Here is a 21,976-nt window from a genome sequence, read left to right on the forward strand (position 1 = left end):
TCACAACCCTGTATGCCTTTATGCGCTTCGCCGCGCGCATTCCAAATCAAAAGAAAACCCCCGCGATCCCAGGGGATCGCAGGGGCCAGGTATTCCGCGCCGGTTGCGTGCGCGGGGGTGTTCGGTTGGCTTACGGCATCTTGGTCGGTGCCGCAGCCGGAGCCGGGGCTGCCGCTGCGGTGACCATCGGAGCGCTCGGCCGCAGGGCCGGGTAGTCCTTGACCATCGAGACACCGCCCAGAGGCTTGTTGATGCCGCGGTGGCAGGTCGTGCAGTTGACCTTCAGCGGATCACCCTGGGGCCCGAGGCGGTGCTTCGGGAACACGCTGGCAAGCGTGCCGATGTATTCCCCGTTGATGTTGCGCACCATCCGGTAGCCGTACCAGGCGCCGACGCGCTTGGGCGTGCTCATGTTCCAGGCCTGGAACGAGCCGGCGTTGTGGCAGAACGTGCAGTTCACGCCGAGCGCCGAGGAGGTGTGCATCATGAGGCTGTAGGTGCCCTCTGCCTCCATCGTCGTGGTCTTGTTCTTCGTCGCGGCGTATTGCGACGGGTGGCTGTAGGTCGTCTGCACCCGGATCGGCGCCGAGTTGCTGTCGAGCAGGTACTTGGCGAAAGCCGTGTTCGGCAGCGACGAATAGGCCGTGCTGACGAGCGGCGCGTTCTGGCCGTGCTTGTTGCCGAGGATGGTGTCCTCGTTGCCCTTGGCCGGCAGCGCCCAGTTTTCGGTCGGAACCGCCTTGCCCCGGTGGCAGGTGTAGCAGGTCACACCGGTCTGCTTCACGTGCTGGGTCCAGTTGGTGTTGATGTTCCGCGTCATCTGCAGCATCCGCCGAGCCACCTTCTTGGTGTAGATCTCGTCGGAGGCCATGTTGGCCGGGTTGTGACAGTAGTTGCAGCCTTGCTCCGGCGCGATCCACTGGGTGATCGCGGCCATCGTGTAGCTGAACTCGTCTTCCGAGATGTCGCCCAGAACCTGCACGTTCTGGTACGCTTCCTTGGCGGGACGGCCACCCGGCTTGGGCGGATCATAGGGCGGCGGCGGCACGACATTGATCGGATCGATCTTCTTGTTCGCCGAAGCGAGCGTGATCTGATCCATGCCGGTGCCGCGGAAGCCGTATTGCTTGGCGGACTTGGTCTCGAGCTGGCAGCCGCCGAGCAGCGCTGCGCCGAGGACCACCGCGCCGAGGCGCAGCATGAGGTTCGGTTTCATGGTCACTTGCTCCCCAAAGCCGGATCGACGACCCCGGTGTCGGGATAGGCCGGCGCATAGTGGTGCTGCTGGGCCCACAGGTACCAGTTGTCGACAACGGTGCCGGTGAGGAGGATGCCGATGCCGCCCGTGAGAGTGGTCAGCACGGCGAACCACCAGGCCCAGCGGTGTATCGATTCCATCGTGGCGTTGAAGCCCATGGTCCAGCGCCAGAACAGGGCGGCGCGTTCGGAGGCGGTACCGCGATCGGTGATCTGTTCGATCTCGCGCTCACCGCCATAGCGGCCGACTGCCAGGATGGTCGCGCCATGCATCGCGAAGAGCAGGGTCGAGCCATAGAGGAAGGCGATCGAGAGGGCGTGGAACGGATTGTAGAACAGGTTGCCATAGCGGATCGAGAACGCGGCGGTCCAATCGAGATGCGGGAAGATGCCGAAGGGCACAGCTTCGGACCAGCTGCCCATGAAGGCGGGCCGGATGAAGCCGAGCACGAGGAACAGCCAGATGGCCGACATGAATGCCCAGAACACGTGGGTCCCCATGCCGAGCGCGCGGGCCCGGCGATAGGTCCGGATTGCCCAGAGCAGAACCGAGAGCGTCAGGAACATGCCGGCGAGGATCCACCAGCCGCCCTTGGCGAGCGGGACGATGGGCGAGAAGCCGTATTCCGGCCCCGGCGGCTCCAGGCTGAGCCACGGCAGCATGCGCACGAACTGGATCGGATCCCAGTTGACCGAAGCCATCATGTTGAGACCGATGATCTCGAACGCGGTGAGCCCGCACAGGATCGAGAGGAGACCGGTCCAGCCGAGATAGATCGGGCCGAGCTGGGCCTGACCGAAGCGGCCGAAGAGGTGGTTGAAACCGACGGCGGTGCCGCGCGGATCACTGCCGGGCTTCATCTCGATGCCCATTTCGGGGGCATGGCTGAGCTGAACCTGCGTGAAGATATTCTGATAGGTAGCCATGGCTAGTCCTCCTTCACGACCAGATCGGCAGGTTGAGCCACCAGTTCCACCATTCAGGCCAGCCCTTGGTCCACAAGGGGCCGCTGATGATGATGCAGACCGCGCTCCAGAAGCCGGCGTTGAGCGCCAGCAGCAGCCCCAGACGGTGGATGCCCAGGGTACCGATCGAGTAGCCGATCAGATCGCGGAAGAAGGTGTCTTCGTATTCCGGGGTCTTCACGGTCTCGCCCTCTTTCGGGTTGACCGCGGAAAGCACCAGCGCGCCGTGCAATGCGAGCGCGAGGCAGGTGGTGAAGAAGAAGCTCACCGCCAGCATGTGCGCCGGATTGTAGTGGAAGTGCAGGTACTGGTAGCCGGTGTTCGACACCCAGTCGAGGTGGCTGAAGATCCCGTAGGGGAAGCCGAAGTGCCAGGCACCCAGCAACACCGGACGGATCACCACCAGCGAGACGTAGGCGAAGATCGCGAAGCCGAAGGCGATGGGCACGTGATATCCCATGCCCAGCTTGCGGCAGATCTCCACTTCGCGCAGCGCCCAGGAGACGAATGACACGATCGCGCAGACCGTGATCACCTGCCAGAACCCGCCCTCGCGCAGCGGCGCAAGGCCGAGCCCGTATTTGAGGTCAGGCGGCGCGATCGAGATCAGCCACGGGTTCCACGTGCCACCTTGCGAGGCGCAGTAGAGAATGAGAGCCGTTCCGAGTGAGGCGAAGATCGCCGTGATCACTCCGAAAAAGCCAACGTAGAACGGGCCGACCCAGAAGTCGAAAAGGTCCCCGCCGATCAACGTGCCTCCGCGCACGCGATACTTTCGCTCGAAACTGAGGAGCGCCATGGCTCTATCCTCCCCCGCCCAAGCCTGGCGGGCACAAGTACATGGAAAATCAACCGGTTCCCCCCGGCAGTGCCGGAGGCGGCATGTCCACTTTCGGTGGGATGCCGCCTCTTGCCTTGCAGGTGGTCAGGGCGTGGCTGCGGCTGCAGCCGGGGCTGCCTGGGCCGCAGAGTGCGGACCATCGAGCCAGTTGAAGCGAGGCGTGCTGAGCAGGATGAAGTGAATCACGATTGCCAGCACAAACAGGAACGCGGCGAGCGCCACGAGGGCCCTGCGCGGATCGAAAATAAGCCAGACTCTCCACATGGTATCTGTCCTTGTGAAAGCGCCGAAGCGGCGCGGTCGTTCAGGTTCGGCCGAAAATGGCCGGGTGGCCGTTATGGCCAAACGTGGGTGTTATGACGTTGGATTTCTTACGAAATCCAGGGGCGCCACGACCACACGAGCGCGTGGGCAACCACGGCCACGGCGGTGAAGCCGAGGAAGCTGCTCATGAACAGCTTGTGGAATTCCTTGGCTTCTTCAGGCGTCAGGTAGGTCCTGAGCCCCAGGCGATCATCGCTCATATCTGCATCTCCAGTATTGACGTGCAAAGCGAGAGGCGGCGATCGCCCCCCGGCGATATTCCAACGGCCGAAGCCGAGGGAATGGGTTTACCCGCTGAGCGGGAATGGCCTTCCCGCAAAGCGGGATAATGGGTGCGCGCGCTGCTCATGGCGCCGCGCTTCCGAGCAGCGCATCGGCGAGCCGGTCGGCGCTGACTTCGCTTTCGCCTTCGCGGCGCGCGGCAGCTTCGGCCGCGTCGCGCAGGCGCTTGGCAAAGGAGATGCGGATGAGCACCGGCTGGGCTTCGACCAGTTCATCGAGCCGGGCCTTGGCCTCGTCGCTCCACGGCAGCTCGCGGTGGAGCCGCGCCGGCGTGGCGGGCACCGCATCGAGCTGGGTGGCAAGGGGCAGGATGTGGAACAGCGCGTCGAACAGCGCGTTGCACACTTCCTGGATCAGGTAGGTCGCACCCGAATAGCCCATGAAGGGCGTGCCGGTGTGGCGGCGGATCGCGGCGCCCGGAAAGCTTGCCGGGATGTAGATGCTGCGCGCGCCGCATTCGGCGAGGTACATGCGCTCGTTGTAGCTGCCGAACACGACCATCGGCGCGCCGGCGCGGATGGCATCGCGCACGTCCTCGTTCTTCGGCTTCACACCCGCGCTGCGCGAGAAGGCGAAGGCGCAGGGGAGGCCCATGTCCTCTTCAAGGAAATGCCGGATCCCGCGGGTGTAGGTCTCGTTCGCGACAATGCCGAAGCTGGCCGTGCCGAAGAAGTCCTGCGTGACCGAGCGCCACAAGTCCCACAGCGGCTTGATCGTGGTGTGCTTCTCGCGCGTGATGAACGGTTCGGGATCAAGCCCCAGCGAAGCCCCCAGCGCTTCAAGGAAGCGGGTGGTGGAGGTGAGCCCGACCGGCGCCTGGAAATAGGGCCGCTCAAGTACCTCGCAAAGATTGCGCCCGAACTCGCGGTAAAGGCACACATTCGCGTCGGCATCCGCAAGGCGGCGGATATCGGCGAGGTGACAGCCCAGCGGGAACACCATGTTCACCTCGGCGCCGAGGCCCTCGATCAGGCGGCGCATCTCGGCAAGGTCCGAGGCCATGTTGAACATGCCGTAGGCCGGGCCGATGATGTTGACGCGCGGCTTCTCGCCTTCCTTGCGTGCCTTCGGGGCGGGCACGGTCTTGGGGCCGAACTCGCTCCACAGCCAGCTCAGCGCGCGGTCCGCCGACTGCCACTGATCCTCGTCGATCGTGCGCGGCAGGAAGCGCTTGATATTGGTGCCCCCCGGCGTCACGCCGCCGCCGATCATCTCGGCGATCGAGCCGGTCACGACAACCGCCGGAAGCTCAGGATCGAGCGTCTTCCACGCGCGGCGCATGGCCGCTTCGGTGCCGGTCTTGCCAAGCTCTTCCTCGCCGAGGCCAGTGACGACGATGGGCAGTTCGTGCGGCGGCAACCCGTCGGTGTAATGTAGCACCGATGTCACCGGCAGGTTTTCGCAGCCCACCGGGCCGTCGATAATGACCTGCAGGCCCTTCACCGCGGTGAAGACGTAGACCGCGCCCCAATAGCCGCCGGCCCGATCATGATCGATGATGAGCGTCATGCGCGCGCTCCTGCCAGGCGATACAAGGGCCGGACGGTCATCGCGAGCCGCAGGTGGCGATAGGCGATCAGCAGGATCATGATCCCACCGCCTCTGCCGCCTTGCGGGCAGCCTCGTTCAGCGCGGCGTACTTCTTCTTGAAGTTCGGGCGGTCCTGCGGGGTATCTTCCCAAACGCCGGTCGTATGGCCGGAGCCGACGCCCTCGAAGAAGGCGCTCATGCGGTCGAAGCGGGCTTTTCCGCCGATCGCGGCGTTGACCACCATCGCGAGGCTGCCAGCACCCGCAGGACCCATCAGCGGGCGGGCCGAGATGAGATTGGTGAAATAGAGCGCCGGGATCGCCATCTGCTTGGCGTGCTGCACCACCGGCGTCGTGCCGATGGCGAGATCGGGGCGGAATTCCTCGACGGCGGCAATGTCCTGCTCGAGGCTGGCGCGGTACTGCACCTTGACGCCGCGCGCCTGCAGCCATTCGCGGTCGGGATCGGACCACACGGTGCGCGGGCAGGCGGTGCCGACATAACGCACGTCGGCGCCGCTTTCGACGAGCAGACGCGCGACCAGCAGTTCGGAGCCTTCGTAGCCCGAAACGGTGATGCGGCCCTTGATCGGGCGGGCGGCCAGCGCGCCGGTGATCGCGGGCAGGATGCGGTTCTGCGCGGCGGCGATCTTGTCGGCGCTCACGCCGCAGGCCTGGCCGATGCTGGCGAGCCAATCGGCGGTGCCATCGCGGCCAACCGGCGCCGAACCGACGACAGTGCGACCCGCGGCTTCGAACTCGCGCACGCTGGCGGTGTAGAACGGATGGATCGCGGCGACGGCGGCGCAATCGAGCGCGGCATAGAGCTCGCGCCATTCGCGCGTCGGCACGACCGGGCCAGCAGCGAGGCCCATCGGCTCCAGCATCTGTGCGATGCCGACCGGATCGACCGGGAACATCTCGCCGAGCAGCGTGATCGTCGGGCGGTCCGAACGGGCAGGGGGAGCGCTTACCGGGCCAGCTTCCGCCTCGCTGCGGGCATAGGCGAGCATGGCGCCGGCAAGCACGTCCTTGGCCTCGGCATGAGTCGGAATGCCGAAGCCGGGGACATCGATGCCGATGATCCTGACGCCGTTCACTTCCTTGCCCAGAAGGCGAAGCGGCACACCGCTCGCGGTTGGCACGCAGAGGTTGGTGACGACGATCGCGTCGTAGAGTTCAGGATCGGCGAGCTGCTCGACCGCTTCCTTGATGTCCTCGAACAGCTTGCCGGTAACCAGCGTTTCCGAGCTGAACGGCACGTAGCCGACGCTCCGCCGCGCGCCATAGAAGTGCGAGGTGAAGGTGAGGCCATAGACGCAGCACGCCGAGCCCGAGAGCACGCTGGCCGTGCGGCGCATCCTGAGGCCCACGCGCAGCGAGCCGAACGCGGGGCACATCGATTGCGGCTGATCGTGCGGGCCGACCGGGTAGTCGGCGGCATAGCGATCAAGCACTTCGCTCTTGCCGGCATTGCGCGCGGCTTCGCGCATCCGGTCCGTCCCGCCATGGCAGCCGCCATCGGTCCCCGCCGCGACGGGGGCGTCGGGCATGGCGTCGATGCGGTCAGGGGCGGGGCGGGTTTCAGATGTCATCGTAGATGACCTCCAGCGACGCCTTGGTTTCAAAGGTGCCGCCGCGCATGTCGGCCTGGGTTGCCGGGATCAGCGTCACACTGCCGCCGGTGTCCTCGGGCGAGAACAGGCCGAGCAGGCCGTCCTGGTCGAGCGGCTTGGGCCGCCGCGGCGGGGCCGTTGCAACGTTTTCCGCCAGTTCCTCGAACAGGCTGCCCCACTGCGTGTCGGGCCGGCCAATGATCTGGTAGTTTGCGGACTTGCGGCGGATGTCCTCGTCCGCCGGGATCGCGCAAAGCACCGGGATATCAACAGCCTGTGCAAAGGCCTTGGCCTCACCGGTGCCGTCATCCTTGTTGACGATCATGCCCGCGACGCCGACATTGCCGCCCATCGAGCGAAAATATTCGACCGCCTTGCAGACGTTGTTCGCCACGTAGAGCGACTGCAGGTCGTTCGAGCCGACGACGATCACCTTCTGGCACATGTCGCGCGCGATCGGCAGGCCGAAGCCGCCGCAGACCACGTCGCCGAGGAAGTCGAGCAGCACGTAGTCGAAGCCCCACTCGTGGAAGCCCAGCTTCTCGAGCAGTTCGAAGCCGTGGATGATCCCGCGCCCGCCACAGCCACGGCCGACTTCCGGTCCGCCGAGCTCCATCGCGAACACACCGTCGCGCTGGAAGCAGACGTCCTCGATCTTCACGTCCTCACCGGCCAGTTTCTTGGCGGCGGAGGTTTCGATGATCGTCGGGCAGCTCTTGCCGCCGAACAGAAGGCTGGTGGTATCGGACTTGGGATCGCAGCCGATCAGCAGCACGCGCTTGCCCTGCTGCGCCATCATGTAGCTCAGGTTGGAAAGCGCAAAGCTCTTGCCCGAGCCGCCCTTGCCGTAGATCGCGATGATCTGCGTTTCCTTGGTCACTTCGGAGGGCGTGACCGCATCGGGTTCGATCGCCGCTTCGTCGCGAAGCGCCTGAACGCGCGCAGATACTTGCGGACTGGAGGTTAGGGTCGTCATGCGCAATTGCTCCAGTCGAGAACCATTTTCAGGCAGTTCCGGTCGGTGAAGGCCGCCGGATAGGCCTCGGCCGCCTCGCTCGCGGGGCGAACGTCGGTGACGAGGCCCGAGAGATCGAGCCGACCCGAACGAATGAGATCGCGCGTCCGGTCGAGATCGCCGTGGCTCCATTCGGCAGCGACGCGGATGCGTGCTTCCGCGCGGAAGGCCACCGGGAAGGCGAAGTTCACCCGCTCGCTGTAGAAACCCGCGAGGTTGATCTCGCCGCCGCGGCTCAGGCGGCCGAGCAGCGTGTCGAGAATGTTCGAGTCGCCGCTGGCATCGCAGATCGAATGGTAATCGCGCCGCGGATCCTCGTCGGGCGAAACGACCTTGTAGCCGACAGCCCCGCCCATCCGCTGCGGGTCGGTTTCCCATACGGTGGGTGGGTGCGCGCCGAGGGCGATGGTGATGCGTGCCAGCAGGCGGCCGAGCACGCCGTGCCCGACGATCAGGTCGGGCAACGTGCCGCCGTCCAGCGCGTGGAGCGCCGTCGCGGCGAGGGCGAACAGCACCCCATTCGCCTGGAGCGACTCGTCGATGGTGAGCGCGCGGGCGGAGGGGAGGACAAGCCTGCGGGCCGATCCGCCGAACAGTCCTCGCGCATCGCGGAAGCAGCTCGCACCCGGAACGAACACCCAGTCACCGATCCGCGCCCAGGCATCACGGCCCGCGTCGATCACGCGGCCAACCGATTCATAACCGGGCACCAGCGGGTAACCCATGCCCGGAAACATGGGCATTTTTCCGGTCCAGAGGAGTTTTTCGGTGCCTGTGCTGATGCCGCTCCAGCAGACTTCGACGACCACATCGGAACCGGTCGGCGCATCGAGCGCGAGGGGCCTGAGAGCCAATTGCTCTGGTGCCTCCATGATGAGCGCTAGTGCTTCCACGACCACTTTTCCCCTCAGCCCGGGCCGGACGGCATGCCGTTCGGTCTAGGGGGCTTTCCGAGTGTCAGCTTACATTGTCATAAAGAAGTGTCAACTCAACACTACACCTTTGTGCAGGTCGGCCATGCGACAAGCTGTGCATGAGTGCCGTTAGTCCGTTTTGGGGGAATTCTGCGCCTATGCGGCCGCGAGGTGTCAAACGCGGGCGACAATCGCGCCGCAAACCAGCGGCAAATGGGTCGAAACCTCGCGCCAGCTGGAAAATCCGGCGCTGTGCAGCATGGCACCAAGCTCGGCGGGGCGGCGCGGGCGGCCCGATCCCATCGCCCAGAGGTAAAGTCCGAAGTATGCATCGCCCATCGCGCCGCCGCCGGCGGCACCGGCCATCGGCTCCCCGATCAGCAAGGTTCCGCCAGGCGGAAGGGCCGCGCGAACCGCCCGCAGCAGGCGCAGCGCGGGTTCGTCGTCATGATCGTGGAGTATGCGCACTAGCGTGATCAGATCGAAGCCGGTGGGCAGAGGATCATGCAGGAAGCTGCCCTTGTGGAGCGCAAGTCGCGGAGCAATCAGCGCATCGCGCCCCAGAGAGGTTTCCGCCCCCGTGACGACATCGGGCAGGTCGAACAGGCCGAGTCGCAAGTCAGGCGCGGCAGTGCCGACCGCCCGCACAAAGGCGCCGGTGCCGCCGCCCACGTCCATCATCGCCTTGTGTTTGCCGAACTTGTACGCCGCGATCAGCTGCTCGCTGACCATCGCCTGCGAGGCGGCCATCAGCGCGGAGTAGGCCTTTGCCGCCGACTCATTGTCAGCATCACCCTGCCGTCCCGGCGGCACATTGCCCGTCGCGCTGGCCCGCGCATAAGTCCAGAAATCCGAAAGCGCGGTCGGCTCCTTCCGGTCGGCGCGCAGCAGCGCCAGCGGGTCGGCAAGGTCGGCATAGAGCAGCGCATGGTGGCGGATCATCGCCCGCGCCCCCGGATTGCACTGCAGCGCCGCGCCATCCATCCCCAGCGTCCAGCGCCCACCCGGCAGCGACTCGGCGATCCCCAGCGAGGCGGCGGCGCGCAGCAGGCGCTCCGCCGCGTCCACGCCAAGTCCCGCCCGGTTCGCCGCCCGCACCGTATCGCACGGCCCTTCCGCCAGCAGATCGAGCAGCCCGCCCTCGACGCAGGCCGCCAGCACTTGCGCATAGGCAAAGCCTGCCACCAGATCGAACGCCCGCCGCGCGCGGGAGCGCACGATCGGCCGGGTCAGCGGGAACGCGGCGCTCCACGATTGGAACCGGGGATTGGTCAGCAGCCGGTTGCGCCAAAGGACCCAGCGCTCCTTCAGTCCGGCCCTTTGGGGCAAATCCAGACGATTGGACATGTCCATATGTCAATTACATTGGACATTTAGCAGCAATGCGTCAATCATCCATCACATGCTCCTGCAAATCCGGAGCACGGGAGACAGGCCCATGTGGCGAGGCGATGATCGCGCGGATGGCGCGCTGGGGCTCAAGGCCGAGGACTTGCCGCCGGTTTGGACGGCGCTCGCCCGCATGCAGGGGGCGCTGCCGCCCGCGCCCGCCGCGCCCGATCCCTGGGCGCTGCTGCAGAAGGGCGAGGAGGACCGCCTCGTCCGCGCCCCCGGCAGCCTTGACAGCGACGCGCACCCCCGGTTCGACGCGCCGGTCCCGGCCGGCGGCTACAGCTGGTGGTACGTAGATGCGCTCAGCGACGACGGCCAGCACGGTCTCACTCTGATCGCCTTCATCGGCAGCGTCTTCTCGCCCTATTTCAAGCGCTCCGGGCGCGGCAATCCGCTCGATCACTGCGCGCTCAACGTCGCGCTCTATGGCCCCAAGGCGCGCTGGACGATGACCGAGCGGCCTGAACATGCCGTCAAACCCGAGGCGGACCAGTTCGCCATCGGCCCCAGTTCGGTCCGCTGGGCGGGTGACTGCCTCGTCATCGATATCGAGGAACGCGACAAGCGGATCATGAATCCGTTCCGCAGGCGGGTCGCCGGGCAGATCAAGGTCTGGCCCGAAATGCTCAACACCGAAGCCTTCGCGCTCGATCCGGCGGGCAAGCACTTGTGGCACTGCCTCGCCCCCCGCGCTCGGATTTCGGTCGAGATGCAGGCGCCCGAGCTCAGCTGGAAGGGCAGTGCCTACCTCGATTCCAACCGCGGCTCCGAGTCGCTCGAGGAGGGCTTTCGCGTCTGGCACTGGTCGCGCGCGCACCTCGGCAAGCACGTCGCGGTGTTCTACGAAGGCCAGCGCCGCGATGGCTCCACCTTCGCCAGTGCGCTGCGCTTCGACAGCGCGGGCGTGCCGCATGAGGCCGACTTGCCGCCGACCGCGCCGCTGCCCAATACGATGTGGCAGATGGAGCGCCTGACCCGCTCGGACCGCGGTCTCGCCCGCGTGCGCAAGACCTGGGAGGATTCCCCCTTCTACACCCGCTCCACGCTCCACGCGCGGCTCTATGGCGAACCGGTGGTGGCGATGCAGGAAACGCTCTCGCTCGACCGGTTCTGCAATCCGATCGTGCAGCAACTGATCCCGCACCGCATGCCGAGGGCGCGGCGGTGACTTAGGCTGGACGGGCAAATCCGAACGATCGGTTGCGCCCAATTGCGGACATTGCGCGGCTGTGCCAACTTGCACCCATGAGCCGATTAACTGGTATTGTGGCGACGCTCTGGTTCTTTTTTGCGCTCCTGAGCGTGTTTATCGCGTTGGTGTTCTCGCCGATGGGACTGCGCTTGCTTCTCCCAAGCACCCATCCAATCACATGGCTCTATCCCGCTTTCATCGCGCTTCCGCCAGTCGTTCTCGGTCTCACCGCCGTTATCGGCACAAGGGTATCACGCCTGCTGCTTTGGCCTCTCGCAGGAACGCTGGGGCTGACGGCGTTTCTCCTGTTCAGTTTCCTTGCTGTCACCTTTGTCGGCCAGTGAAAGGGTGCGGCAGCTCTCCACCAATCCCAGCCGCTCCGCCAGGTTCGGAACCAATCGACGCTGGCTAATCCCTCGCTGTTCCGTCCTTCTTGGCCTTGTCCTTGGCGATCTCGCGGTTGACCGAAACCAGCTGCCACACGCCGATGCCCAGCGCGACGCCGCCAAAGACGACCATTTCGATCCATCCGAAATTCTCAGCCATGCTGTCCCTCCCTCTCAGGCATGCACTGTCGCGGCGACCGCCATGGCCGCCGCGACACTACCCGCTCGCTCTTCGTGCGCCAGATGGCCAAGCCCCGCAAGCACCTCGAGCGACGCCTGCGGCATCAGCTTCACCGCCTGTTCCACCGAGCCGACGGGCACCGCGGCATCCTTTGCGCCGTGGATCAGGCGCACCCGCGCCGCCACCTTCGGCAGATCGCGCTGTAGCCCGGCAAGGTCCCACCCCGCCATCATTTCCAGCGCGCCCCGGCAATGAAGCGCATTGCCCAGCAGCAGAGCGTAGCAGCGCACGCCCTCGGCATCGATGTGCGAACCGGTCGAGCGCACCAGCAGCCGGCCGGTATCGCCGGACGTGCGCGCGCTCGCGGCAAACAGGCGCGGCACCAGCGGATTGAGCACCAGCGCCCGGGCAAGGCCCTGAAACAGCGGCGCGAAGAACCCTGGAAACGGTGAAAGCGCCGCATTGAGCCCGACAACGTCCGGCACCGCAAACCCGTCGCGCACCATCCGCAGCGCAATCGCCGCCCCGGCGGAATGGCCGATCAGCCGCTTGGGCCGCACGTCCAGCTTGTCGAGAAGCGCCGTCACTGCAGCCGCCATGCCCGGCAGCGTCAGCCCACCCGCCGGTCTTCCGCGCGTAAAGCCATGCCCCGGCAGGTCCATCGCGATCACGCGGTTGTGCTGTGCCAGCAGCGGCATCAGATGGCGCCAGCTGTGAGTCGCGGCGCCGGTGCCATGGAGCAGCACCAAGGCTGGCCCGGAGCCCATTTCCTGCACATGCCAGGTCAGCGGCCCGGCAGCCACGAAGCGGCTGGCCTCGCGATGCGGCCAATCGCGTCCGTCGCTGTCCCAGACCAGCGGCCTGCTCATGTCAGCGCCCCAATCACCTTGCTCAGCGTCTTCGCATTGGCCTGCGGCAAAGGCACATAGCGCGCCCGCATCGCCGAGGCGACTGCCGCAGCTTCCGGGCGAGGGCGGGGGGAAATGTCGATCACCACGCCCGCCAGCCCTGCCGCGGCAACCGCACGTCCCGCCTTCAGTGCATCCTCGGTCGCGGCCTTGCGATCCGTGCTGCCATTAAGCGCGATGTTCCCGCGCCCGTCGGTCAGCACCACCAGCAGCGGCGTATAGCCCCGGCGCGCAAGGCCGGTCCCCAGCGTGCAGACCATCGACAGCCCCGCCGCCAGCGGCGTTCCGCCACCGCCGGGCAATTCCGTCAGCGCGCGCCGCGCCCGCGTCAGTGAACGCGTCGGCGGAAGCAGCATCGTTGCCTCCTGCCCGCGAAACGCCACGAGCGCGACTTCGGTGCGCTTCACATAGGCCTGTGCCAGCAGCAGCTCGACCGCGCCCTTAGCCTCCGCCAGCCGCGTGAACGCCGCCGAGCCCGAGGCATCGACCGCGAAGATCGTAACCGAAGCGCTGCGCGCCTCGAACCGCCGAACGCGCACATCGTCCTTCATGATGCGCAGGCCGGGCCGCGTTTCGCCCTCGCTGCGCCGCAAGGCCTGCCACGGCACCGCCGCGCGCAAGGTATCGATCAGCGCCAGCCGCGCGCCTCCGCGTGGTAGCCCCTGCCGCGCCGCCAGCGGCCGACCCCTGAGCGGTGAGAGGTGCCGCGAACCACCGCCGCTTCCCGCACCGCGCCGGACGCGCCCATCGGCGAGGGCTTCCAGCAGACCCGGCGGGATCGCCGCCGCCGCCGCTTCGATCAGCTGATCGGGGTCCGGCACGCCGTTGTCCTCGCGCTCCTCGTCTCCTGGCGTGTCGGTCTCGCCCTCCGGCGGCGGGGGAGGGGGCGGCGCTTCGTCCGCCTGATCCTCCGGCGGAGGCGGCGGCAGGCGCGTCGCGCGCGGGGCCAGCACCAGCCGCGCCGCTGCGGCGAGATCGCTCTCCCGCACAGACCCGCGCCCATCGAGCCGCGCGCTGGCACCCGCCGTCAGCGCGGCAAAGCGCAAGGCCCGCCCGGAGTCGACTCCCAGCGCAAGCGATACCGCCGCCAGAGCTTCCAGCCCTTCCGCACTGCACGCCGGAATCTCGGCCGGTGAGGCAAGGGGGGCAGGCAGCTCCGTCGCCGCCAGCCCGCCGGGCGCGCTGCTCCCCAGATCACAGGCAAAGGCCACGCGTTCGGTCAGGCTCAGCGGCGGTACTTCATCGCGCTCGGCCCCGTCATCGAGCAGCACCAGCCCGAAGCGCTCTGCCGGTTCCGCATGATCCAGCGCCTGCGCCACGCTCCCCGCCAGCGCAGGCGTGATCCGTTCGGCCAGCGGTGCGATCACAACGCCGCCGCGCGCTTCCTGCAGGAACCCGGCGCGCGAGACACTGCGCCCCGCCGCAAGGCTGGCGGCGAGGTCGATCCCGCCATGCAGCCGCTCGCCATCGATATGCGCGGGCATCCGCTTCAGGGCCACAGCGCTCCCCAGCCGCTCGACCAGCGCATCGCGTGCCGGGCCGGGGCCGCGCAGCCACAGCCCGCCAAATCCCGCCGGCCAGAGCGCAAAGGCTTGCAGCGCCAGCGCCGCGTCTTCTGCGGCGGACGGCGCGGGAAGGGTGGTCACCCGAAGACCTCGGCCACCGCGCGTTCGATCCGCGTAGTCGAGCCCGTCTCATCCAGCACATCGCGCCGCAGCCGGTGGCGCAATGCCATCGGCGCGACCGCTGTCACATGCTTGCGCTTGACCGAATCCGCCCCATCCAGCGCCGCCTGCGCCCGCGCCGCGCGCATCAGGGTCAGTTCGCCGCGCAGCCCGTCCGCCTTGCAGGCCATGCACAGCCGCGAGGCATCGTAGAGCACGTCGTCCGGCGTCTCGACCGTCGCCAGCCGGCTCCGCCCCTTGGCAATCCTGCGCACAATCTTGGCATCCGCCGCCGCCCATTCCTCGCCGAACGCCACCGGATCGCGCTCATGCGAAGCACAGCGGCGCATGATCTCCACGCGCGCATCGAGCGCCTGCGGGGTGCGCACCTCGACCGAAAGCCCGAACCGGTCGAGCAGTTGCGGCCTCAGTTCGCCTTCCTCCGGGTTCCCGCTCCCGATCAGCACGAACTTCGCCTTGTGCCGCACCGAAAGCCCCTCGCGCTCGACCAGATTCTCGCCCGATGCCGCCACATCCAGCAGCAGATCGACCAGATGATCCTCGAGCAGGTTGATCTCGTCGATATAGAGAAAACCCCGGTGCGCCTTCGCCAGCAGCCCCGGCTCGAAGCGCTTCTCGCCCGAGCGCAGTGCCCGCTCCAGATCGAGCGCGCCGATCACCCGGTCCTCGGTCGCGCCCAGCGGCAGGTCCACGAACGGCACCGGTCGCTTCGCCGTCTTCTTCGATGTACAGGGATCTGGACAGGTCCCCGCATCGGGCGGCGCGCAGCCGAAGCGGCAGCCTTCCACCGCGACGATGGGCGGCAGGATCGCGGCAAGTGCCCGCGCTGCCGTCGATTTTCCGGTTCCCCGGTCGCCGAAGACCATCACGCCTCCGATGGCAGGATCGACAGCGGCCAGCAGCAGGGCCTGCTTCATTTCGTCTTGCGCGACGATGGCGGAGAAGGGGAAACGGTTCATGGTGTCAAGCAATCTGGACTATGCGCCTTGTAAGGGCAAGCGCGCTGTGAAAGACTGGCGCCTTAGCGGGAGTGCCAGAGGCCATGCTCAACGAACACCGGCTGCGGCGCGAGATCGTCGGCGAGATGCATCTGCGGCGCTGGCCGCCGATCACGCCCCCCATGTCGATCGTCCAGATCCTGCGCGTGGGGCCCTCCGAAGGTCTGCCCCCCTTTCGCGGCGGCCCCGCCTTCGCCGCCGAACCCGGCCAGCGCCATATGCAGGGCATCCTTGCCGACGGCCTCCTGTTCACCTGGGAGCGCCACAGCGAGGCAACCACGCTCACCGTCTTCGCCAGCCCCGATGCTCCGCTGCTGGCAGAAGCCCGCGCCTGGGCCGAAAGCGCGCCCGGTGAAGTGCTGCGCGCCACGCTGATCGATATCGAATCCGATGCCGCCACCGCCGCCGCGCGTATGGCCGAATTCGACGTCGATCCGGCCGAACTCGTCTGCTGCGATTTCGGCGGCGGCGCGCGCCTGTCTTCCGATTTCCGCATCAAGGACGAAGGCTACGGCCGCCTCGTCGTCGCCGCCGGACAGCTCGGCCCCGTCGATCTCGCCCGCGCGGTCCAGTCGCTGCAGGAACTCGGCAACTACCGCAACATGGCGCTGCTCGGCCTCCCGGTTGCCCGGGCCGTCTGGGGCAAGCTCGATGCCGCCGAGGAGGAACTGCGCGCCTTCGGTCGCAAGCTCGATTCGGACGAAGTGTCCGACAACGACCTCCTTGATTCGCTTTGCGCGATGAGCCTCGAACTCGGCACCATCGCCGCCGATACCCGCTACCGCCTCAGCGCCACCGCCGCCTACGCCCGCCTCGTCGACGAGCGCCTCGCCACGCTGAACCCCGTCGCCATCCCCGGTTTCGCCAGCCTCGCCGATTTCACCCAGCGCCGCTTCTACCCCGCCATCCGCACCTGCGAGACCGTGGTGCGCCGCCAGCAGGAGCTTGCCGAGCGCTCCGCCCAGCTCACCTCGCTGCTGCGCACCCGGATCGAGACCCGGATCGAGGACCAGAACGCCCAGCTCCTCAAATCATTGGAAAGCGCAACGCAGACCCAGCTGCGGCTCCAGCATCTCGTCGAAGGCTTCTCCACCGTCGCGATCACCTACTATGCCGTCTCGCTCCTCGCCTACCTCAGCGGCGGCCTTTCCCTCTTCGGCGTCCACGTCGAGCACGACCTGTTCGCCGCGCTCGTGATCGTCCCCGTCTTCATCATGCTCTACGTCTACCTGCGTCGCGAACGCCACCGCCTCGGCGCCGACTAGCAAAATTGCACCTCCGGACCCGCTTTACGGCGCGCCCAAGTCAGGCAATAGCCATCTCTGACAAGCGCTTGCGGGAGAGGGACATGAGCGGCGAAGAAACCTTTGCAGACCTGCGCGAAGGCGTGCGCAAACTCTGCGCGCGCTTCCCCGGCAGCTACTGGCAGGCGCTCGACCGCGACCGGAAATACCCCACCGAATTCGTGACGACCCTCGCGCAGGAAGGCTGGCTCTCGGTCCTGATCCCCGAGGCTTACGGCGGCTCCGGCCTTGGCCTTGCGGCGGCGACAGCGGTGCTCGAGGAAGTCCACCGCTCCGGCTGCAACGGCGGTGCCGCCCACGCGCAGATGTACACGATGGGCACCCTCCTGCGCCACGGTTCGGATGCCCAGAAGGAGCGCTACCTCCCCGCCATCGCGCGCGGAGACCTGCGCCTCCAGGCCTTCGGCGTCACCGAACCCACCAGCGGCACCGACACCACGCGCCTCAAGACGTTTGCCCGCCGCGATGGCGACCGCTACATCGTCAACGGCCAGAAGATCTGGATCAGCCGCGCCGAACACTCGGACCTCATGGTCCTCCTCGTGCGCACCACCCCCCGCGAGGAATGCGCTCGCCCCACCGAGGGCATGAGCGTCCTCCTCGTCGACTTGCGCGATGCAGTCGGCAACGGCCTCACCATCCGCCCTATCCGCACGATGCTCAACCACGCCACCACCGAGCTGTTCTTCGATGACCTCGCGGTCCCGTGCGAAAACCTCATCGGCAAGGAAGGCGATGGCTTCCGCTACATCCTCTCCGGCATGAACGCCGAGCGCATCCTCATCGCCTCCGAATGCATCGGCGACGCGCGCTTCTTCATTGACCGCGCGGCCGCCTATGCCAAGGACCGCAGCGTCTTCGGCCGCCCCATCGGCCAGAACCAGGGCGTCCAGTTCCCCATCGCCCGCGCCTATATCCAGACCACCGCCGCCGCGCAGATGGTCGCCGATGCCGCCGCGAAGTTCGATGCGGGCGAAGGCGCCGGCACCGAAGCCAACATGGCCAAGCTCCTCGCCTCCGAAGCCTCGTGGTTCGCGGCGGACATGTGCGTCCAGACCCACGGCGGCTTCGGCTTCGCCGAGGAATACGACATCGAGCGCAAGTTCCGCGAAACCCGGCTCTACCAGGTCGCGCCGATCTCCTCGAACCTCATCCTCAGCCACGTCGCCACCCACGTGCTGGGCCTGCCCAAAAGCTTCTGAGACAAACCGTTGCACCACCGCCCACAAGGCGTAATCTCGCCTCGCGCGCGGTAAAACTAGCCCCGAGTCTGAAGGGCTTGGCCGCGCTGCCCTGCATGGAGAAGATGCGATGCCCAAGCTCCCCGCCGCCATCCTCACGCTGAGCGCCGCCGCGCTCGCCCTCGCGCCCGTCGCTGCTGCTGCCGAGACGGTCGTCCTCACCGCCAACCTCTCCGGCGCCAACGAGCCCGCAGGCGGCGCCCCCGAAGGCAACGGCGCCTTCCGCGTCGAGATCAACACCGAAACCGGCGATTTCTGCTACACCCTCTACGGCGAGAAGATCGCCGCGCCGACCATGGCCCACGTCCACACCGGCGCCGCCGGCACCAACGGCGCCCCCGTCATCACCTTGGATGTCACCGGCAAGGGCAGCGACATGTGCATCGCCGTCGAACCCGACAAGCTGAAACCCATCGTCGCGGATCCGGCAGGCTTCTACATCAACATCCACACCGCAGATTTCCCCGCGGGTGCGGTGCGAGGTCAGCTGGCCAAGGGCTAGTTCCTCCCCGACACGGGGAGGGGGACGATCGCAGATGGTGGAGGAGCACCCGCCGCAAAGCCCAACGCCCTCCACCAAGCCCAATCCCGATAGCCCTCTCCCCTTGAGGAGAGAGAGTTGGGAGAGGGGGGGGCAGCCCATGCCAACCTGCCAAAACGAAAAGCAGCCTCCTGCGGGCAAGCGCGTTGGACACAGCGATCAGTTCCATCCGCGCAATTGATTGTGCGGCGCCGCCGTGCTGGGCCTGCTCGAGGCACATGCCTGCGTCCAGATCGCGCAAGGCGCGACAGGTGAGCCATGGATCGGCGATCAACGCATCAAAGAACAGGTCGGTGCCGTTGGCCGGGAGGCTTGAACGAGTCCCCGGCTTGGCTCAGGCGATGCCCTGCTTGCCCGGCGAGAGGATATGGTTGGGATCGAGTGCCTGCTTGAGCCGCGCGTTGATCTCGCGGTGGCTGTCGCCATATTGCCGCGCCACGAGGTCCATCGTCGCCACGCCGGTGCGATAGGCAGCCCAGCCGCGGTTCCCGAAGCGGGTGATCATCTCGCGGATGCAGTCGTCGGCCTTCTTCTCCTCGACCGGATTTTCCTTGTCGTACTGGATGAAGATCAGGTGGTGTAGCTCGCGCCCGCCGATGGCGTAAGCCACGGAGTAGTCGAATCCGTAACGCCCAAGGATTTCCTTGGCGAGTTCGGTCTGCTGCTGGGTCTCGATGCCCTTGGCGGGGGCGACCGGGGCAAAGCATGTCATGCCGCCACCGCGCCAGCGCATGATGCCCTTTTCCTCGAGCGTCATCTGCCCGCTCATCAGGTTCTTGTGGTGCTCGAACCACAAGTTGCCACCCATCTCCTTCTCGGTCAGCACTTCGCCGCCCGAAGCCTCGAACGCGCGGCGCACGATGGGTTCCACCGCCGCGATGATCTCGTCGGTGCCATAGAGCGCGAAGTAGGTGTTCCACATGCCGAGGCCATGCTTCTTCGCGAAATCGCGCACGACATCGTCGGGGATGCTCTCGGGCTTGTCCCACAACTCCTCGCGGCGGTGGAACATTGCGATCTGGTAGGCAGCGCCCATCATCAGCACGACATTGGGGATGAGGTTGTTCATCCGGAAGGGGCGCATCGCATCCACGATTTTCGCGACGTCGCCCATCTCGTTATGGCGCACCATGAAGGGCTTGAACGCCGGAGGCTTTGGCATGAGCCAGAAGCCCAGCTTGGTGACCACGCCGAAGTTCGACTGCGTGAAGATGCCGTCGATATAGGGCCCGTAGCCCCACTTGAACGCCTGCCAGGTGGTCGAATCCTTCACCCCGCCCATGCCGGTGCGCACAATCGTGCCATCGGCGAGCACCACTTCCATCCCGCACTGCATGAAGAAATGATCGCCATAGGGCGTGTAGCCCACCCCGCGCTCCAGCGTGTTGCCCACGGGCGAGACGATGGGGCCGACGGTCGGCACGTCGATCCAGTAGGGCAGGTTGTTCTCGGTCAGGTAGTCGTGGAGATCCTGATAGGTCACCCCTGGTTCCACAAGCGCAGTGCCGAGTTCGGCGTCGATATGGATGATCCGGTTCATCCGCTTGAGGTCGAGGATCATCTGCCCGCTGCTGGCTGGCGTCGCGCAGCCGTAGCCCATGTTCTTGCCGGTGGAGACGGTCCACAGCGGCAGCTTGTAGGTGTTGGCGATCTTGAGCACCGCCTGAACTTCCTCGACCGAGGCGGGAGCCACTGCGCCCGAGGGCACGTGCTCGTGGCGGGGATCGGGCGTGAAGCTCTTGGTATAGGGCAGTGTGGTTTCAGGATCGGCGAAGACCCATTCGTTGCCAACAACCGCGCGCAGTTCCTTGACCGCAGCGGCGAAGATGCCCTTGTCGAGATGCGCCGGGAGCTGGCGCGGGCCGTCGAGCGGTGAGGCAAAGGCGTTGCCCGAAAGGAGGGCCGCCCCCACGGCGCCGGTGCGGATCAGGTCACGCCGGGAAATGCCGCTCATTGCTCATGCTCCTTGGGATCGGCCTTCGAGGTGCTGACCCACTGGGCCAGAGCCTTGAGTTCGGCATCGCTGATTTCGGTGGGGCGGAACGCCGGCATCGCGCGGGGACCGCTGCGGACATACTGCGCGATGATTTCAGGTGGCAGATTGCGACCGCGGATCACCGGGGCGACATGCTGTCCGTGGCAGTAGCCGCAGGTCTTCGCATAGATCACCGCAGGCGCACGCGGCGTGCTTGCGACACCGGCGGATGCGCTGGCCGCTGGCATCAGGCATAACCCAAGAGCAAAGGTCGCGAGACGGCACCTCAGCCGCTTTGGCGTCGTGGAACTCATCCAGCCTCTCCCATTCTTCCGGTTTTTGTGACGAGGGCAGCACGCCGATTAAATCGGACATTCTGTCAGATTATGGAATGGCTAAATTCAATCTTGCGAAACGTCAAGTTTGATCAGGTTGGTCGGAAGGCATGGCGAGGGCGGGGAGCGTACGATTGGCAATCTCAGTCGCTTCGGCGGCGCTGACGCCCAGACCTCGCAGGATCATGCTGACAACCGCTTCAGGATAGTCGTCGCTCATGCGCTCGCGCAGCATCGTCGAGACGGCCGCAATGGTGGTCCCGAGGATTGCATCGCGGCCGAGCGCGCTGTCGCTAATGCCAAGCTGGCCTGCTGCCATGGCTTCCTGCACCGTGATCTCCGCCTGCCGAAAGGTTTCCGCGCCGAATATGATGCCATTGGCGCTGAGGCTGAGCATCGAGCGGCCCCAGCCGGGCACTTCGCGAACCCGGTGCAGATAGAAACGCATCGCCGCGGCTGCGCGTTCCCGCGGATCTTCGAGCTGCGAGACGGTCCGCGTCACTGCGGTCAAGAAAGTGTGCGTGACCTCGTACGTCACGGCCTCGCGCAGTTCGGCCATGCCGGAGAAGTGGTCGTAGAAGGTCGCGCGTGTGATCCCGGCGCGCTGCACCACGTCCTCGATACGTGCGTAGAGGCCGTCTTCCTCACCGAACAGCTCGAACGCCGCCGCGATCACTTTGGCCCGCGTTATTGCGCGACGCTGGCGGCCCAGTTCCAGCCGCCTTGCCTTGTCGGACCTCAGGTCAACCAAATCCCGTACTCCACGGCAAAGGGGCACCGTTACACATCAATCCGACACATTGGCAATTTGAACCGGAAGCGCACTCAAAGCGACCCATACCCACCGCTGCTGACAAGGCCATCACGATCTTCAGCACGTTCATGCAGAGCCAGGATGTCTGATGTCATTGGCGTTGTGGTTGCTTGGCAGGCTTAGCCTCGCTCAAGGACTAACAATTCTGGACGAGGTCGTGTCCCACGGGGTGGTGTAGGAAGGTTTCTCTGAGAGGGTGGCCACCGTCGATCTTCTGGTAGGGTTCGGATGCGAACTCGAACCTGGAGAAGAAGACGATGACCGACGACAGAATGGCCCT

At 66.3% G+C, this 21,976-nt stretch carries 22 protein-coding genes; 5 read left to right on the forward strand and 17 right to left on the reverse strand.

What is annotated here, in order from left to right; genetic code table 11:
- Positions 1–130 precede the first annotated feature (130 nt).
- From pufC to NDB2M1_RS16685, 10 genes are all read right to left on the reverse strand, one after another.
- Positions 131–1,216 (reverse strand): photosynthetic reaction center cytochrome PufC, encoded by a 1,086-nt coding sequence (pufC, locus tag NDB2M1_RS16640; RefSeq protein WP_072383982.1) that lies wholly within the window; start codon positions 1,214–1,216, stop codon positions 131–133.
- A gap of 2 nt (positions 1,217–1,218) precedes the next feature.
- Positions 1,219–2,184 (reverse strand): photosynthetic reaction center subunit M, encoded by a 966-nt coding sequence (gene pufM, locus NDB2M1_RS16645; RefSeq protein WP_072383983.1) that lies wholly within the window; start codon positions 2,182–2,184, stop codon positions 1,219–1,221.
- A gap of 13 nt (positions 2,185–2,197) precedes the next feature.
- Positions 2,198–3,022, reverse strand: coding sequence for a photosynthetic reaction center subunit L (pufL, locus tag NDB2M1_RS16650; protein ID WP_072383984.1), 825 nt, complete (start codon positions 3,020–3,022; stop codon positions 2,198–2,200).
- Between the two features lie 126 nt (positions 3,023–3,148).
- On the reverse strand, positions 3,149–3,328 hold the full coding sequence (gene pufA, locus NDB2M1_RS16655; protein WP_054123296.1) for a light-harvesting antenna LH1, alpha subunit: 180 nt from the start codon (positions 3,326–3,328) through the stop codon (positions 3,149–3,151).
- 107 nt (positions 3,329–3,435) lie between these two features.
- Positions 3,436–3,588, reverse strand: a complete 153-nt coding sequence (gene pufB / locus NDB2M1_RS16660; protein WP_072383985.1) for a light-harvesting antenna LH1, beta subunit — start codon at positions 3,586–3,588, stop codon at positions 3,436–3,438.
- A gap of 145 nt (positions 3,589–3,733) precedes the next feature.
- The gene (gene bchZ, locus NDB2M1_RS16665) at positions 3,734–5,179 is read right to left on the reverse strand and encodes a chlorophyllide a reductase subunit Z (RefSeq protein WP_072383986.1); all 1,446 of its coding nucleotides are present in this window, start codon (positions 5,177–5,179) and stop codon (positions 3,734–3,736) included.
- 76 nt (positions 5,180–5,255) lie between these two features.
- Positions 5,256–6,794, reverse strand: coding sequence for a chlorophyllide a reductase subunit Y (gene bchY / locus NDB2M1_RS16670; protein WP_083554933.1), 1,539 nt, complete (start codon positions 6,792–6,794; stop codon positions 5,256–5,258).
- Positions 6,784–7,791 (reverse strand): chlorophyllide a reductase iron protein subunit X, encoded by a 1,008-nt coding sequence (locus NDB2M1_RS16675; RefSeq protein ID WP_072383987.1) that lies wholly within the window; start codon positions 7,789–7,791, stop codon positions 6,784–6,786. The genes bchY and NDB2M1_RS16675 overlap by 11 nt, the downstream gene beginning before the upstream one ends.
- A complete protein-coding gene (bchC, locus tag NDB2M1_RS16680) occupies positions 7,788–8,723 on the reverse strand; it encodes a chlorophyll synthesis pathway protein BchC (protein ID WP_253185923.1) in 936 nt (311 codons plus the stop codon). Before bchC ends, NDB2M1_RS16675 begins: the two co-directional genes overlap by 4 nt.
- A 195-nt stretch (positions 8,724–8,918) precedes the next feature.
- Complete coding sequence (locus NDB2M1_RS16685; RefSeq protein ID WP_072384010.1) at positions 8,919–10,091, reverse strand: methyltransferase; 1,173 nt, start codon at positions 10,089–10,091, stop codon at positions 8,919–8,921.
- A gap of 91 nt (positions 10,092–10,182) precedes the next feature.
- Between NDB2M1_RS16685 and NDB2M1_RS23180 the strand changes: the two genes are divergently transcribed.
- Positions 10,183–11,304 (forward strand): hypothetical protein, encoded by a 1,122-nt coding sequence (locus tag NDB2M1_RS23180; RefSeq protein WP_253185924.1) that lies wholly within the window; start codon positions 10,183–10,185, stop codon positions 11,302–11,304.
- Positions 11,305–11,381: 77 nt separating this feature from the next.
- Positions 11,382–11,672: a hypothetical protein gene (locus tag NDB2M1_RS16695; protein ID WP_072383988.1), complete on the forward strand. Its 291-nt coding sequence runs from the start codon at positions 11,382–11,384 to the stop codon at positions 11,670–11,672.
- Between the two features lie 64 nt (positions 11,673–11,736).
- Here the strand turns inward: NDB2M1_RS16695 and NDB2M1_RS22700 are convergent, their stop codons facing one another.
- Genes NDB2M1_RS22700 through bchI form a run of 4 tightly spaced genes read right to left on the reverse strand, consistent with a single transcriptional unit; the run spans position 11,737 to position 15,447 of the window.
- Positions 11,737–11,874, reverse strand: a complete 138-nt coding sequence (locus NDB2M1_RS22700) for a hypothetical protein (protein ID WP_156309789.1) — start codon at positions 11,872–11,874, stop codon at positions 11,737–11,739.
- A gap of 14 nt (positions 11,875–11,888) precedes the next feature.
- Positions 11,889–12,764, reverse strand: coding sequence for an alpha/beta fold hydrolase BchO (gene bchO, locus NDB2M1_RS16700; RefSeq protein ID WP_072383989.1), 876 nt, complete (start codon positions 12,762–12,764; stop codon positions 11,889–11,891).
- Complete coding sequence (locus NDB2M1_RS16705; RefSeq protein ID WP_072383990.1) at positions 12,761–14,449, reverse strand: magnesium chelatase subunit D; 1,689 nt, start codon at positions 14,447–14,449, stop codon at positions 12,761–12,763. The genes bchO and NDB2M1_RS16705 overlap by 4 nt, the downstream gene beginning before the upstream one ends.
- Positions 14,446–15,447, reverse strand: coding sequence for a magnesium chelatase ATPase subunit I (gene bchI, locus NDB2M1_RS16710; protein WP_072383991.1), 1,002 nt, complete (start codon positions 15,445–15,447; stop codon positions 14,446–14,448). Before bchI ends, NDB2M1_RS16705 begins: the two co-directional genes overlap by 4 nt.
- 83 nt (positions 15,448–15,530) lie before the next feature.
- Here bchI and NDB2M1_RS16715 point away from each other — a divergent pair, with 83 nt between their 5' ends.
- From NDB2M1_RS16715 to NDB2M1_RS16725, 3 genes are all read left to right on the forward strand, one after another.
- Positions 15,531–16,751: a DUF3422 domain-containing protein gene (locus NDB2M1_RS16715; RefSeq protein WP_072383992.1), complete on the forward strand. Its 1,221-nt coding sequence runs from the start codon at positions 15,531–15,533 to the stop codon at positions 16,749–16,751.
- Between the two features lie 83 nt (positions 16,752–16,834).
- Entirely contained in the window at positions 16,835–17,992 is a 1,158-nt protein-coding gene (locus NDB2M1_RS16720; RefSeq protein ID WP_072383993.1) for an acyl-CoA dehydrogenase family protein, read from the forward strand.
- 109 nt (positions 17,993–18,101) lie between these two features.
- On the forward strand, positions 18,102–18,533 hold the full coding sequence (locus NDB2M1_RS16725; RefSeq protein ID WP_054123286.1) for a CHRD domain-containing protein: 432 nt from the start codon (positions 18,102–18,104) through the stop codon (positions 18,531–18,533).
- A 373-nt stretch (positions 18,534–18,906) separates the two neighbouring features.
- Here the strand turns inward: NDB2M1_RS16725 and NDB2M1_RS16730 are convergent, their stop codons facing one another.
- The 3 genes from NDB2M1_RS16730 to NDB2M1_RS16740 form a co-directional block, all read right to left on the reverse strand.
- Positions 18,907–20,526 (reverse strand): FAD-binding oxidoreductase, encoded by a 1,620-nt coding sequence (locus NDB2M1_RS16730; protein ID WP_083554934.1) that lies wholly within the window; start codon positions 20,524–20,526, stop codon positions 18,907–18,909.
- Positions 20,523–20,795 carry a c-type cytochrome gene (locus NDB2M1_RS16735; RefSeq protein WP_171955428.1) on the reverse strand — a complete coding sequence of 91 codons (273 nt, stop codon included), beginning with the start codon at positions 20,793–20,795 and terminating at the stop codon, positions 20,523–20,525. Before NDB2M1_RS16735 ends, NDB2M1_RS16730 begins: the two co-directional genes overlap by 4 nt.
- 169 nt (positions 20,796–20,964) lie before the next feature.
- Positions 20,965–21,633, reverse strand: coding sequence for a TetR/AcrR family transcriptional regulator (locus NDB2M1_RS16740; RefSeq protein ID WP_171955429.1), 669 nt, complete (start codon positions 21,631–21,633; stop codon positions 20,965–20,967).
- Positions 21,634–21,976: the final 343 nt, after the last annotated feature.

The sequence above is a fragment of the Novosphingobium sp. NDB2Meth1 genome (genome assembly GCF_900117425.1).
In the GTDB taxonomy this organism is placed as follows: Bacteria; Pseudomonadota; Alphaproteobacteria; order Sphingomonadales; family Sphingomonadaceae; genus Novosphingobium.